A 14,166-nucleotide genomic window follows, 5' to 3' on the forward strand; every position below is an offset into this window, starting at 1 on the left:
CAGGAGAAGCGCGAGGAGCGCCGCAACCGCGCCAGCTACTCCAGTCCAGCCCAGTTCAATGGAACTGGTTACGGCGCCACCCAAAGATGACCCCAAACCTTGCCCAGAATAAACCATCGAACCATTCAGCGCGAAGGCAATCGTCGTTGCAGGTCCCGCCGCGAGAGCAAGCTTTGTTTGTGCGACAGGAGTGGTGGCGAATAGCGCCGCTGAGTTGAAGGCCATGGTGAAGATCATTATGGGAATGGAAAATATTCCAAGATCCAGAAGCATTCCCACAGAGAAGAGTAGCTGCGTGAGTAGGATTGCACTGAGGAGTATGGTCATGGCAACGCGGGCGGATAGCTTTGCGAGCATCGCCCCAGCAGGAAGGCCTAAAAGGCTGCCCAGCCCCGTGGAGATCTGTAAAGCAGCGATTCCCGAACCGGTAATGCCAGTAGACGCGGTGATAACCGGGCCAATAAAGCTTACCGTTGCGAAAGTCGCGCCAAAGCTCAGCATGGTGATAAGCATAAGTTTTGGATTCTCGCCGACGAGCGCCCTGCGAAAGCTGGAGGCGCCGGGCTCAGGAGCGTGAATATGTGCGGGCGCGAATAGGCCGATAACGATACAGGCGACAGCGGAAATACCTGCGGCCAGCCAAAACGCTGAGCGCCATCCATACAGATCTCCCAGGATACTGCCAATGGGTATGCCAATTAGAAAAGCCAAGGTGTAACCAGCCAGAACAGTCGCGATGGCTTTTGGCCGAAGCTCTTCGGGGACGAGGGTCACCGCAAGCGTCGTTGCCAGTGGCAAGGTCAGCGCAGCAAAAAAACCGGCGGCAAATCGAATACTGCCCATGGTAACTAGATCCGGGGCGAGGGCCGTGCCCAGATTCATTATCGCGAGGATTGCCAGCACGCCAACTAGTAGGAGCTTGCGGTCAAGCTTGGAGAACAGTCGAGCTAGAATGGGGCCGCCGATTCCGCAAGCGAGAGCGAATGCTGTCTGAAGTTGGCCAACGCTTGCGATGCCGACACCCAAGTCTTTAGACATGGGCTCGATAAGGCCTATGTATATGAAGGCGCTGGTGCCTAGCGCGAAGGGGGCGAAGGCAAGACTCAGTAATCTAGGGTTCAAGGTCTAGGATCCCAAAAACTTAATAGTGAAGGCGGCGCAGGACGATCACCGCTCAGCTTGAACTGGGAGTGGATCAGGAGATACCGCGGTTCGCAGGTGGTATAACGATAAACATCATACGTCCATAAAGAGGTGTAGGTTCATGAGGGTAGTAATGATAGTTGGTGTGCTGATTCTACTGGCTGCGGCTATTGGTTTTGGAATGGGCCCGGGGATGCTCGAGCAGTCATTGAACAAGGTGATGGAGCACGAGCCCTACGTGATATCAGATGACGCCCGAGTCCTCCATGACTCCTTAGTCGTTGGGGACTTGCATACCGACAGTACGCTCTGGGCCCGGGACCTGACAGACAGGGCTGATCGCGGTCATGTTGATCTGCCTCGACTGCGGGAAGCAAATGTCGCACTCCAGGCCTTTACCTTTGTGACGCGCTCTCCCAAGGGCCAAAACTACGAGAGCAATGACGCGGATGCGCCGGATACTATAACCCTCGTTGCGTTGATTCAGCGATGGCCCGTAGCAACCTGGTCCAGTCTGACGGAGCGTGCGCTGCTGCAGGCGAGGAAGCTCGCCGCAATACAAGCAGATGATCCGACCTTACTGCGGATACTTCGCTCGCAAGATGATCTTGCGGCTGTCATGGAGGCTCGAGCGCAAGGGGTGCAGACCATTGGTGCTTTGCTGGGCATCGAAGGCTCTCATGCTCTGGACGGCTCACTGGACAACATCGATCGCCTGCGCAGTGCCGGTGTGCGGATGTTCGGTCTGCATCACTTTTTTGATAACGCGCTTGGTGGGTCTTTGCATGGTACGGGCGGAGGTGGGCTCAGTGACTTTGGTAAAGACGTAGTGGCGCGGCTTGATGAGCGCGGCGCGATTATTGACGTAGCACATTCCTCAGAGCAAAGCGTTAGCGACGTATTAGCAATGAGTGATTCACCGTTGGTGGTCAGCCACACGGGGTTTCAGGGCTATTGTCCGACCCCACGAAACATTAGCGATGATCTTATGCAACAAATTGCAATGGGTGGTGGTTTGATTGGTGTGGGGTACTGGGATGCTGCGATTTGTAAGGTGTCTCCCAGGGGTATTGTGGAGGCGATTCGTTATGGCATCGACCTTGTGGGCGTCGAGCATGTCGCCCTGGGATCAGACTACGATGGCTCGACAACGGTGCCCTTCGATACATCTGAATTGGCAGCCCTTACCCAGGAGATGCTCAATCAGGGTTTTGCCGAGGAGGAGATTCGATTGGTGATGGGTGGCAATATGCTGAGGTTTTTGCAGGAGAATCTGCCGCTCGAGGCTGACTAACTAGGGTCGGGGGGTGGATGTCACCTGCGGCCAACTTTATTGACCGCTGCCGACCTTGGAGCGAGAGGTAGAGCAATGCACAATCACGTCTTACGCGGACTATAACTGCAGATAAAAAGGAGTAAGGAATGTCAGGTAACGAAGTTTTAACAGAGAAAATTGATGGCGTTTTAGTCATCACTTTAAATCGTCCCGAGGCTAAAAACGCAGCGAACCGTGCGTTGGCGCTAGGTGTTGCAGCGGCGATCGATGAACTCGAATCAGACGATAGCCTGCGCGTAGCTATTCTCACGGGCGCCGGCGGTACGTTCTGTTCGGGTATGGATCTAAAAGCATTCGTTACCGGTGAGTTGCCACAGGTGGAAGGTCGGGGTTTTGCGGGTCTTACCGAATACAGATCCACAAAACCAATCATCGCAGCGGTCGAGGGTTATGCCCTGGCCGGTGGATTTGAGCTCGCTATCAGCTGCGACCTCATTGTCGCTTCGGATAGCAGCAAGTTCGGTATTCCGGAAGTTAAACGCGGCCTTGCAGCAGCAGCGGGGGGGCTTGTGAAGCTGCCCAAGCAGATTCCTTCTCGTATTGCGATGGAGCTTGCATTGACTGGTGAATTTATCAGTGCGGAGCGTGCCTACGAACTGGGACTCATTAACCGAATCTCTGAGTCGGGTAAGGCTCTCGAGGGGGCTCAAGAACTCGCCAAGACTATCGCCGCGAACGGTCCTCTGGCCGTTGCCGCTAGCTTAAAGGCTGTGGCCGGTGCTCAGGACTGGAGCAGCGAAGAAATGTTTGCAAAGCAGCAAGAGATTGTTGGACACGTATTCACCAGCGAGGATGCTATAGAAGGCGCCACAGCTTTCGCGCAGAAGCGTGCCCCCAACTGGAAAGGCAAGTAAGCGCTCAAAAGCCACACTCAATTGCCGGGCCTTCAGGCTCGGCAATTCTTAGATATTCCTCGCGCTCAATTGTAGCGATACCTATCCGGTGGTAGTGTTTGTGCCATGCTAATTCTCCGGAGCTTTCCCGTGAACCGAACGATTCTCCCCATTCTTGGCACTTTGTCTCTCGCCATTACGTTACAAGCAATCCCTGGCTACGCTCAGAACTTTGAAGCCCTTGAATACCGGAATGTAGGTCCTACACGCGGCGGACGGGTGACGGCGGTAGCCGGCACCGTGCAGGCGCCCGGGACTTTTTATCTTGGCGCATCCGGTGGTGGCGTCTGGAAGAGCACAGATTACGGTACTACCTGGAACAATATTTCTGATGGGTATTTCGCGTCCCCATCCATTGGTGACATTGCGGCTTCTCAAACAGATACCAATGTTCTCTATGTTGGCACCGGTTCCGATGGGCTGCGATCCAATGTTATTCCGGGTAAGGGCGTTTATAAGTCGACCAATGGCGGCGACACCTGGACGCATGTTGGACTTAAGAAAAGCGGGCATATCGGCGCCGTAGAAATCGATCCCAGGGACAACAACGTGGTTTGGGTCGCGGCAATAGGTTCAGCCTTTGCGGACAATGAAGAGCGTGGCCTTTACAAGACAGAAAACGGCGGTGTTAGCTGGGAGAAGTCTCTTGGTATATCCGATGCTGTGGGAATAGCTGATGTCGAGTTGCTTCCCAATAATCCTGACGTGGTGTTTGCAGCGGCATGGAAGGCTCGCAGACAACCCTGGACAATCATCAGTGGAGGTACCCAGGAAGAGGGTGGCCTATTTAAGTCTGTTGACGGTGGCGACAGCTGGCGGAGAATCAGCGAGGGATTGCCCTCGGGTTTGATTGGCAAGATCGACATCGCAATTTCAGCATCCGACAGCAGTGTTGTTTATGCCCTAGTAGAAGCACCAGGAGAAGAGGGCGGGCTTTATCGATCTTCAGACCAGGGTGAAACTTTTACTCAGGTTTCGTCTGCAAAAGGAATCCGCATTCGTCCGTTTTATTACGGCAACGTAGAGGCTGACCCTACAGATCCCAATACTGTTTATGTCATGGCCACGGATTACTTTAAGTCTGTGGATGGCGGAGCGAGCTGGGAGGAGTTGGAGCCGCCCCATGGCGATAACCATGATATGTGGATCAATCCTGATGATCCGCAATTGTTTATTCAGGCTAACGATGGCGGTGCTAACGTGACGCACAATGGAGGTCTTACTTGGTCTAGCCAGTTCAATCAGGCGACAACAGAGCTCTACACTGTCGACGTCGACGATCAATATCCGTACTGGCTATATGCGGGTCAGCAAGATAATGGCACCACAATTGCCGTACCAAGTCGAGTGCCTTATAGCGTGCAGAATGACAACGCCTGGTTGATTGAGGCGGGTGGATGCGAAACGGGTCCTGCGGTACCCAAGCCCGGTGATCACACAACGGTTTACGCGAATTGTAAGGGCCGTTTTTCAGTGTTTAATAAGGAGACGGGTACAGAGCGTAGCTATTACGTCGGCGCTACCAATATGTACGGCCAGAATCCGAAAGATCTGAAGTATCGGTTTCAGCGCGTTGCGCCGGTTGCTGTCTCTCCGCACGACCCCAATGTGGTGTACCACGGATCGCAGTTTCTCCATCGCACTAGTGATAACGGTGTGACCTGGGAAACTATTTCACCAGATCTCACAGCTTTTGAAGCCGACAAGCAAGTGGTTTCTGGCTCACCGATTACGCGGGATGTTACGGGTGAGGAAGTCTACAGCACGCTGTACTCGATTCGTGAGTCGGCCATTGCGCCGGGTGTGATTTGGACGGGTTCCAACGATGGTCCTGTACACGTGACAAGAGACAATGGCGATAGCTGGAGCGATGTAACCCCTCGCGGTCCTAAAGGCGGTCGTGTCGATTCTGTTGAGCCCTCTTATCATGATCCCGCAGTGGCTTATGTTGCGGTGCTTCGCTATCAGTTGGGTGACGATAAGCCCTATGCATACCGAACCTCCGATTACGGTAAGCGCTGGACTTTGATGACTGACGGTAAGAATGGTATCCCTGCGGATTATCCGGTTCGCGTAGTTCGGGAAGACCCTGTACGCCCGGGCCTGCTTTACGCGGGTACTGATTCCGGCCTTTTTGTTTCCTTTGATAATGGCGACAGCTGGCAGTCATTCCAGCAAAATTTGCCGGTGACACCTGTTACGGATATCCGCATCTACAGGGATGACTTGGTGGTCTCTACCATGGGTCGTGCTTTTTGGGTCTTGGACGATATCTCTGCACTACGGCAGGCGCCGATGCCCTCAATGGGAGAGGGTGTCACCCTGTTTGAGCCAGCAGAGACTGTGCGTTATCGCCAGCGTCCCAGCTATAAGGGCCGTGATCCCAAGGTCGTCCCGCAGTACCGAAAACCGTCCGCGATTATTGACTACTTCTTACCCGCGGATGTGGATGGTCTCGTTACCCTGGAAATTACTGACGCTGATGGAAATGTAGTCAACGCATTTTCTAGTGTTGATGACTCCGACCCTGATAATCAGGGAGAGCTTCTGGACAATATGGCGCTGAACGAGGTGCGCTACATTAAGCGTAGCGGCTTGACGACTAAAGAGGGAGTCAATCGTTTTCATTGGGATATGCGCTATCGCGGTCCCTGGCAGGAGAACGAAAAACGACGCTTCACCGGTGGCGCTCTGGCTACGGCGGGAACGTATAGCGTCACGCTTACCGTGGGCGGTGAGAGCTTTACGCAGCCGCTAAATATTGTCATGGATCCTCGTGTCCTGAACGCAGGCGTAACGGAAGCTCAGATTCAGGCGCAACTACAGATCCACCGTGAGGTCCTTGAGCTACTGGATCAGGCACGGCGCACGGCGCATAGCCTTGAGTCGGAGCTAGAGGAGCTGGCAGACGCCGACACTGAGCGTCGAGGGGTCCTCGAGGCGGCCATTCGGCAGTTGGTGACGGAAGAGGGTACCTACATGCAACCGCGACTCATCAGCCAGCTTAGCTATCTTTCGCGCATGCTTGATCAAGCCGATCAGGAGCCCGGTGGAGAGGCGCGTACGCGCTTTGCCGAGCTTAGTGCAGAGTACGCGTCGGTAATGGCTAGTCTTGACGGTTAGTTCAACTACGTAGCGTAGGCTAGGCGGCTGAGGTCAATTACTTCACTCGCCGTTCGCGTTCAATGCGATTTATGCTCAACCCCAAAGCAACGCGCTAGGCAGGCCAACAGTACCGCCGCTGCGGTACTCGAGGCCGTTCTCAATATCATGAGCAAGCAATAGAGGCCCATCGATATCGACGAATTGGCAGAACTGCGCGATAACGTAGCTTGGAGCCATGGATAGGGAAGTCCCGGTCATGTTCCCCACCATGAGTTGCATGTTCTTCTTTTGAGCAGCGCGCACTAAGGCCAGTCCCTCTGTCAGCCCACCACACTTGTCGAGCTTTATATTGAGTACGTCGTAGCGTTCTGCAGCCTGCTCAAACTCGCTAAGGCCAAGACAGGATTCGTCTGCCCCTAAAGGGACGATCGATTTGAAGCCTTCGAGCTGTGCATCCTCGCCCCGAGGGAGCGGCTGCTCGATCATTGCAACGCCCAGCTTCTGGCAGGCAGGTAGATACTCCTTAAGCTCCGCGAAGCTCCAACCCTGATTTACGTCTATCACCAGCGTAGCGTCCGGACGCGCAGCGCGGATAGCCTCGAGGCGTTCGATAGGCTGATCACCATTGAGTTTGATTTTGAGTTGGGGGAATTGGGTGGCTTCGGCAGCGCGCTGGGCCATGACCGCAACATCTTCCATTCCGACGGTGAACACCGTTATCAATTCCTTTGGGCTAATGGCCAAGAGGTCCCATATGCGTTTACCTGATCTCTTGGCGCGCAGGTCCCACAATGCGCAGTCCAGCGCGTTACGAGCACCGCAAAGCGGCATTAAATCCTGGAGGCTCTCTGGTGTGGTGCTGGCGGTGATCTTGGCGATCACGGTGTCGAGGTCTGCCTTCATGCTGATGGCAGTTTCGTCGAGGTAATAGCTCCCCACCGATTCCCCGCGTCCTACAAAACCGTCATCTTCCACAGTTACGCATACGGTGTCGGTGTCATGGAATACATGCCCGGTTATCGCAAACGGGACTTCCATGGGATAGGAGACGACATCGACCGTGACTTTCATAAAATGAGTATCCCCTAGCTATGAATGGTGATTCAGTCGCCTTAAGTCAGTTGCTGAATGATCGCTTTTGTACCTGTGATCATAGGATCAACGCAGGGAAGGCCATAGCTAGAGGCTAGCTGCGCTAAGTAATCATTGCGTTCATCTGCGTTTAGCGACAGTGTGTTTACACTAATACCTACACAGCGAATCTCGCGGTTGGTGAGTGAACCAATGGCGATTGTGCGATCAATCACCTCGCCAATGCTTGGTACCGGATAATCCTCCCAACCTTCAATCTGCGTGCGTCCCGCAGCGTGACACACGACAAATGCATCCGCCTGAGAGCCTATAAGTAGACCATGGCTCACCGCAGCATATCCCGGATGGAAAATGCCGCCTTGGCCCTCAATTAAGTCCCAATGATTAGGATCGTTGCCGGGCGACAGCAACTCCGCCGCCCCGGAAATAAAATCGGCGACGACGCAATCGATGGGGATTCCCGTGCCTGCGATCATAATGCCCGTTTGTCCCGACGCCCTGAAATCGGCGTCCATTCCCAGCTCGCGCATATCACGCTCTAATTGCAGTGCGGTATATTTTTTACCCAGGGCGCAATCGGTCCCAACGGTGAGTAAACGTTTTCCGGTGCGTTTCACACCGCTTGCCACGGGTATGTCTTTTGGGGGAACACGAATGTCGATAAGTTGGCTATGGCCTTCCTCTGCGGCGTCGCGCAATACCTGAATGCTGTCAAGGCGAGTGTGCAGACCTGCCACAATGTCGATGCCAGACTTCGCTGCCTCGCAAAGCGTATCCAGCCAGCTATCAGGAATACTTCCTCCAACCAGTGCAGTACCCACGATTAACGATCCCACACCTTGTTCGCTCGCTGTTGCTACGGGCATGTCCGGTAAGCCTAAGTCAGCAGCGGTATTGCAAAGTCGCAACTGCCCTATGCATAGCTCCGGGCGCCAGTCAGCGACCCCCTTGCCGGTTTTAGCGTAGGTTGGGCGGGACTCGTCTCCCACAAAAATCAGATAGGGTGAACGAAGTTGAAACGAAGTTTTAGTCACAACATGTCCTAGGCGCGCTGGGCAACGCTGTGAATTCCATCTGCAATTTCCTGCAGCAGAGGTGTGGGCAGGTCATGCGCCATGCCTGGCAGTATCCTTAGCTCACTGTCGTTCAGGTGCTTTGCTGTGTCGACGCCGCACTCCACTTTGACCAGTGTGTCTTCTTCACCATGGATAACGAGGGAAGGTGCTTCTACGGTGCGCAGCAATTTCCGTCTATCCTTTGCAACGATGATGGCGGCGAGTTGTCGAGCGACGCCTTCGGGATAGTAACCGCCACGATTTACGGCGTCTGCCGCTGTCTGGCGAATCTCATCGTCATCTTTGGGGTGCGTGCGGCTTTGAAGCGCTTTTCTGACGCGAACGTTCCTTTCGATGATTGACGCCGGATCATTTGGGTCGTCTGGCTTCAGTAGCAAAGCTTTTGTCGCATCGCGGTCAGCTCGGGGTAGCGATCGATGCCCCGTCGTAGACATGATGGATGTGAGACTCAATGTGCGCTCGGGATAATGTGCCGCAACCAGCTGAGCGATCATGCCCCCCATGGAAGCACCCACGATGTGAGCTTGCTGGATATCCAGAGCATCTAGCAGGCCTATGGCATCCTCGGCCATATCATCCAATGTGTAGGGAGCTGGGGCGGGCATCTTCAGCATCTTGAGGATGACCAGCCGCGGGATGTTTGGCATGCGCTGGTGATCGAGGCGGCTTGAGAGTCCGATGTCACGATTATCGAAGCGCAATACGTGGTATCCATGCTCGACAAGGGAATCGCAGAACGCGGGTGGCCAGCCTGTAAGTTGCGTGCCGAGCCCCATGATCAGCATGACCGTCGGGTTATCGGGGTTGCCGTGCGTCTCGTACTCTATGGAAATGTCGTTAACGTTGATGTTTGGCAAAACAGTGTATCCCTTGTGGATCAAAATGGCGGTGAGTGCGTTTATTAGCGGCCAGTAAACTGTGCCTTGCGGCGCTCTATGAAGGATTGCACGCCTTCAGCGGCATCGTCACTCTGCATAATGGGAACGAGTTGTTTGAAGATTTGCTTGGCACAGGCATCGCGATCATTCTCTAGAGAGTAACGACTTGCAGCCAACAGACCCTGTACCCCCAGGGGGGCAGCATCGGCGACGGAGCGTGCCAGCTCGAGGGCTCGATCAATTTGTGCGCCTGGCTCCGTTAGCTCCTGCACCATGCCCCAGCGCAAGGCTTCTTCTGCGCTCCAGCGATCGCCTGTGAGAAGTACGCGTTGCGCATTCCCCCAGCCAATTTCTCGTGGTAGCCGAAAGGTAGCGCCACCGCAGGGAAACAAGCCGCGTTGAACTTCAAGCATTTGGAACTGGGTGTCGTTGGCGGCAACACGAATCTCAGTATTTAGCAGCATCTCCACACCCCAGGTAAAACAGTAGCCCTGTACCGCTATCACCACCGGCTTACTGTGCTGCGGTCCTGTTACGCCCATGGGGTCGATCCGTCCTTCTCCGATGGGCCATCCTTCACCTCCACCAAAGTATGGAGCCCATTGATCCAGCTCAACCCCCGCTGTGAAATTGCGGCCTTCCCCTGAGATCACAGCTACCCGTAATTGCGGATCATTTTCGAGCCGATGGAGTGACTCAGCCAGGACGCCGTACATTTCCAGACTCAGAGCATTGTATTTTTCAGGTCGGGTAAGATGTAGATGCATTACATGGTCTTTGCAAGTGACTTCCACCTGTGACATGGAGCTTTTCTCCTTTGAAGGGGCTATAAATATTGTTGACAAGGTCGTAAAGGTTAAACGATTCCGTGAGCCCAGATGGCACTGAATTGAAAAAAAACTCCAAGGCAATAAGACTGAGCGAACAAGATGGCGCAGCGCACTAGCGCAGATTTAACTTCTGGATGATAAGTAATGAGTACGAGAATTTTAATTTTAGGAATGGCGGTGTTACTGATGGCATGTACAGAGCAAAGTGGTGATGAGGCTCAAGGCTCAGGGGAGGAGTCTCATACGGATGGATCAGCCACTGAGTTGGCCTATGGTAGCTGGCCCTCTCCTATCACGGCTGCTTCGTTGGTAGAGGGATCTCGCAGTATCGGCGGTCTCCTTAAAGACGGCGAAGACTTCTTTTGGCTAGAGTCTCGGCCGGAGCAGGGAGGACGCAACACTATTATGCGCTGGAGGCCCGGTTCGGATCCCAAGGAGATACTCGGCGAGCCTTTCAACGTGCGCACGCGCGTTCAGGAATATGGGGGTGCTTCTCTTTTAGTTCACGGCGGCGTCCTTTGGTTTAGCAACTTTGCTGATCAGCGTATCTACCGCTTCGTGCCCGGAGAGGCGCCGATAGCCATCACTCCTGACGTAGATCTTCGCTACGCAGGTTGCAGTTTTGATCAATCGCGGGACCGCTTGCTGTGCATCCGTGAAGATCACCGTGGTCTGGGAGAGCCGGTAAATAGCCTTGTAGCTTTGGCACCGAATCAGGAAGACGAAGGTACCGTGCTGTTCTCGGGCACTGATTTTGTGTCTGCGCCTCGCTTATCTGCAGACGGGACCCGTATCGCTTTCACCAGCTGGATGCACCCCAATATGCCGTGGGATAGCACCACCTTGCACAGCGCTGGTTTTGACGAGCAAGGAACACTGGTAAACCTGCAAACGCACAATATTGATAGCGATGAATCCGTTATCGACCCGCAGTGGCGCGAAGACAATACCCTGGTTGCGATTTCTGACCGAGACAATTGGTGGAGGCCCTACCTAGTGGAGGGATCTTCCTTTACGGCCATTGATACGGGTTTGGATGAGGTGGAAATAGGTGGTCCTGATTGGAGTATCGGAAGTCGTTATTACTGGTTTTTACCTGATGGAAAAATGTTGTTGGTCGCGCGGCAGGGTAGTGTTGAGCAACTAGTGCTCCTGGACGACACGGGATCTGCACAAATTCTGCAAACTGGCGCCGTCAGTTACGGCAGTCTAGTTTTTGATCAGGGGCAGTTGTATTTCACAGCGGGCTTTTCTGATCAGCCATCGGCGCTGGTCCGTGCGACACTCGATGGAACGATTACCGAGGTCATCCGCCGCTCCTCTGATACTGCCTTGTCTGTGGATTGGATATCGGAGTATGAGCAGGTGACGTTTCCACTGGCTTCGGGGGGCGAAGCCTACGGCGTGTACTTCTCGCCTAAAAATCCTGACGCAATGGCGCCCGAGGGGACTGCGCCACCGCTGATCGTGAGCGTACATGGCGGGCCCACAGGTGTGGCTGGCGTGAGCTATCGTCCTGAGCATTACTACTGGACGAGTCGTGGATTTGCGGTGCTGGATCTCAATTATCGTGGGAGCACCGGTTTTGGCCGGGAGTATCGTCGAGCGCTTTATGGTCAGTGGGGTATCACCGACGTGGAGGATGCCTCCGCGGGTGCGGCGTGGCTCGCTGAGCAAGGCTTGGCAGATCCGGACCGTCTGATTATTCGCGGCGGTAGTGCCGGTGGTTACACGACACTGGCGGTGCACGCTTTCTACGATACCTTCGCGGCGGGCGCATCCTATTTTGGTGTGTCGGACGTCGAAGCTCTCGCCAAGGACACACACAAGTTCGAATCTCGTTACCTGGATCAACTGGTGGGGCCTTATCCGGAACGAAAGGACCTCTATGTTGAGCGATCTCCCATTAATCATCTCGAAGGCTTTAGTGCGCCTCTGTTGCTGCTGCAGGGGCTTGATGATCCCATCGTTCCTCCCAATCAATCAGAGATGATTTACGATGCGCTCAAGAGTCGGGGCGTGCCTACTGCTTACGTAGCGTTCGAAGGTGAGTCTCATGGCTTCCGTAAGGCAGAGAACCAGATTGCGGCGCGGGAGGCGGAGCTGTACTTCTATGCCAAGGTGCTGGGGCTGAGTCCTGCGGATGATCTGCCGGGAATTGCCATCGATAACCTGGAATGAGGTGAGTGTCGGTTCTGGATAAAGCCATGAGCAATAGGACGGAAGCGATTGTAATCGGCGCAGGCCATAACGGTCTTTGCTGTGCGGCGTACCTTGCGCGTAGCGGTCTTACGGTGAGAGTACTCGAGCGAAGAGGAGTCGTGGGTGGCGCGGCATTGACCGAGGAGTTTCATCCGGGCTTTCGCAATTCCGTATTTTCCTATCTCGTGAGCTTGCTGGATCGCTCAGTGATGTCAGATCTGGAACTGGAGAAACACGGACTCACGCTTATCAACCGTCCGGGAGGCTCTCTTTCTTTACTCCCCAACGATCATATGTATCTGCCAAGGGATACCAAAGCGGCACAGGCTGCCATCGCGCGTTTTTCCAAAGCAGACGCTGAGGTCTATCCGGCCTTCGAAGACATGCTGGAGGATATGGGAGAGCTGGTTCGAGGGGTTGCCCGAGAGATTCCGCCCAACTTTGATGGTGGCTGGGGCGATGTCTGGAGGCTCATCCGGCAGGCGAATGCCTTTAGACGCTTATCCAGTGAGCGTCAGGTCGAGCTTAGTGAGCTGATGACCATGTCCATTGGAGATCTGCTCGATCGTTGGTTTGAGACGGACGTCGTAAAAGGGCTTTACGGCTTTGAGGGCATTATCGGTAACTACGCGAATGCCTACACGCCCGGGACGGCCTATGTACTCCTTCATCACGTCTTTGGAGATATCGACGGTCGCACAGGCGCCTGGTCCTATGCCAAAGGCGGCATGGGTGCCATCACACAGGCTATGGCCAGTTATTGTGAATCATTGGGCGTAGAAATTCTCACCGACGCAGGCGTGGCCAGTGTTGAGATGGAGGAGGGTGAAGCGAGGGGCGTCGTGCTCGAAGATGGTCGCGCTTTTTATGCAAATGTCATCGCGTGCAACACGCATCCAAAGGTGCTCTTTGGGCAACTAATTGATACCGCGCAAACCCCGGCAGCCTTTAAGCACAGAATAGAGGCTTACCAGAGCGAATCTGCGACCTTTCGTATGAACGTGGCCTTGTCCGAACTTCCGCGGTTTCATAGTGTGGATCATGATAAGAGCGGCCTTACCGCAATGCAGAACACCATCGATATTTGTCCCTCACTGGACTACATGAACTGCGCTTATGACGAAGCCAAACAGCAGGGCTGGGCAACAAGCCCCGTGATTTCCATGTGTATACCCACCTTGGTGGACGACTCTCTGGCTCCTCCCGGGCAACATGTTATGAGCTTGTTTTGCCAGCACTTTCGTCGCCATCTACCTAATGACCAGAGCTGGGACGACATTAAGGAGCAGGTTGCCGACGTCGTGATTGATACCGTTGCAAAATACTCGCCGAACTTTCGCGGAGCGATCCTGGGGCGGCAGATTAATTCGCCCCTCGATATAGAAAGGAAACTCAATATGATTGGTGGGGACATCTTCCATGGGAAGTTGTCGCTTAATCAGATTTTTTCTTTGCGCCCCGTTGGCGGCTATGCGGATCACCGAATGCCGGTAAAGGGTGTTTATCTTTGCGGCTCTGGAGCTCATCCGGGAGGTGGCGTATCAGGCTTGCCCGGTAAAAACGCCGCTAGCGTGATTATCAAGGATAGAAAGCGAGGCTTAGTTTAGGGCG

The 14,166-nt window shown here is 54.3% G+C and carries 10 protein-coding genes; 5 read left to right on the plus strand and 5 right to left on the minus strand.

From position 1 onward, the window contains the following. Positions 1-1,122, minus strand: a 1,122-nt coding sequence (locus AB8B76_RS08380) for an MFS transporter (RefSeq protein ID WP_405271625.1), incomplete at its 3' end; no start/stop codon positions are given. Positions 1,123-1,264: 142 nt separating this feature from the next. On the opposite strand from AB8B76_RS08380, the gene AB8B76_RS08385 reads away from it, so the two are divergent. The 3 genes from AB8B76_RS08385 to AB8B76_RS08395 all read left to right on the plus strand — a co-directional run bounded on the left by AB8B76_RS08385 (position 1,265) and on the right by AB8B76_RS08395 (position 6,495). Then, positions 1,265-2,437: a dipeptidase gene (locus AB8B76_RS08385; protein ID WP_405271626.1), complete on the plus strand. Its 1,173-nt coding sequence runs from the start codon at positions 1,265-1,267 to the stop codon at positions 2,435-2,437. 128 nt (positions 2,438-2,565) lie between these two features. Beyond that, positions 2,566-3,333 (plus strand): crotonase/enoyl-CoA hydratase family protein, encoded by a 768-nt coding sequence (locus AB8B76_RS08390; protein WP_405271627.1) that lies wholly within the window; start codon positions 2,566-2,568, stop codon positions 3,331-3,333. Positions 3,334-3,462: 129 nt separating this feature from the next. Beyond that, entirely contained in the window at positions 3,463-6,495 is a 3,033-nt protein-coding gene (locus AB8B76_RS08395; RefSeq protein WP_405271628.1) for a WD40/YVTN/BNR-like repeat-containing protein, read from the plus strand. Positions 6,496-6,570: 75 nt separating this feature from the next. On the opposite strand, the gene AB8B76_RS08400 is transcribed toward AB8B76_RS08395, so the two are convergent. From AB8B76_RS08400 to AB8B76_RS08415, 4 genes are read right to left on the minus strand one after another with little or no spacing between them, the layout of a single operon-like run. Further along, entirely contained in the window at positions 6,571-7,548 is a 978-nt protein-coding gene (locus AB8B76_RS08400) for a dipeptide epimerase (RefSeq protein ID WP_405271630.1), read from the minus strand. Between the two features lie 41 nt (positions 7,549-7,589). Further along, positions 7,590-8,603 (minus strand): DUF1611 domain-containing protein, encoded by a 1,014-nt coding sequence (locus AB8B76_RS08405; RefSeq protein WP_405271632.1) that lies wholly within the window; start codon positions 8,601-8,603, stop codon positions 7,590-7,592. An 8-nt stretch (positions 8,604-8,611) separates the two neighbouring features. Further along, entirely contained in the window at positions 8,612-9,502 is an 891-nt protein-coding gene (locus AB8B76_RS08410) for an alpha/beta fold hydrolase (protein ID WP_405271634.1), read from the minus strand. Between the two features lie 44 nt (positions 9,503-9,546). Continuing rightward, the gene (locus AB8B76_RS08415; RefSeq protein ID WP_405271636.1) at positions 9,547-10,326 is read right to left on the minus strand and encodes a crotonase/enoyl-CoA hydratase family protein; all 780 of its coding nucleotides are present in this window, start codon (positions 10,324-10,326) and stop codon (positions 9,547-9,549) included. A 171-nt stretch (positions 10,327-10,497) separates the two neighbouring features. Here AB8B76_RS08415 and AB8B76_RS08420 point away from each other — a divergent pair, with 171 nt between their 5' ends. Further along, positions 10,498-12,534 carry a prolyl oligopeptidase family serine peptidase gene (locus tag AB8B76_RS08420; protein WP_405271638.1) on the plus strand — a complete coding sequence of 679 codons (2,037 nt, stop codon included), beginning with the start codon at positions 10,498-10,500 and terminating at the stop codon, positions 12,532-12,534. A gap of 26 nt (positions 12,535-12,560) precedes the next feature. After that, positions 12,561-14,162 carry a phytoene desaturase family protein gene (locus tag AB8B76_RS08425; RefSeq protein ID WP_405271640.1) on the plus strand — a complete coding sequence of 534 codons (1,602 nt, stop codon included), beginning with the start codon at positions 12,561-12,563 and terminating at the stop codon, positions 14,160-14,162. The last annotated feature ends 4 nt before the right edge of the window (positions 14,163-14,166 follow it).

This window comes from Congregibacter sp. (assembly GCF_045107095.1).
Classification (GTDB): domain Bacteria; phylum Pseudomonadota; class Gammaproteobacteria; order Pseudomonadales; family Halieaceae; genus Congregibacter.

What these genes read in the sequence shown, in the direction of transcription:
- AB8B76_RS08385 (WP_405271626.1), top strand. Translation starts at nt 1,265, where the DNA reads ATGAGGGTAGTAATGATAGTTGGTGTGCTGATTCTACTGGCTGCGGCT.
- AB8B76_RS08390 (WP_405271627.1), top strand. Translation starts at nt 2,566, where the DNA reads ATGTCAGGTAACGAAGTTTTAACAGAGAAAATTGATGGCGTTTTAGTC.
- AB8B76_RS08400 (WP_405271630.1), bottom strand. Translation starts at nt 7,548, where the DNA reads ATGAAAGTCACGGTCGATGTCGTCTCCTATCCCATGGAAGTCCCGTTT.
- AB8B76_RS08415 (WP_405271636.1), bottom strand. Translation starts at nt 10,326, where the DNA reads ATGTCACAGGTGGAAGTCACTTGCAAAGACCATGTAATGCATCTACAT.
- AB8B76_RS08420 (WP_405271638.1), top strand. Translation starts at nt 10,498, where the DNA reads ATGAGTACGAGAATTTTAATTTTAGGAATGGCGGTGTTACTGATGGCA.
- AB8B76_RS08425 (WP_405271640.1), top strand. Translation starts at nt 12,561, where the DNA reads ATGAGCAATAGGACGGAAGCGATTGTAATCGGCGCAGGCCATAACGGT.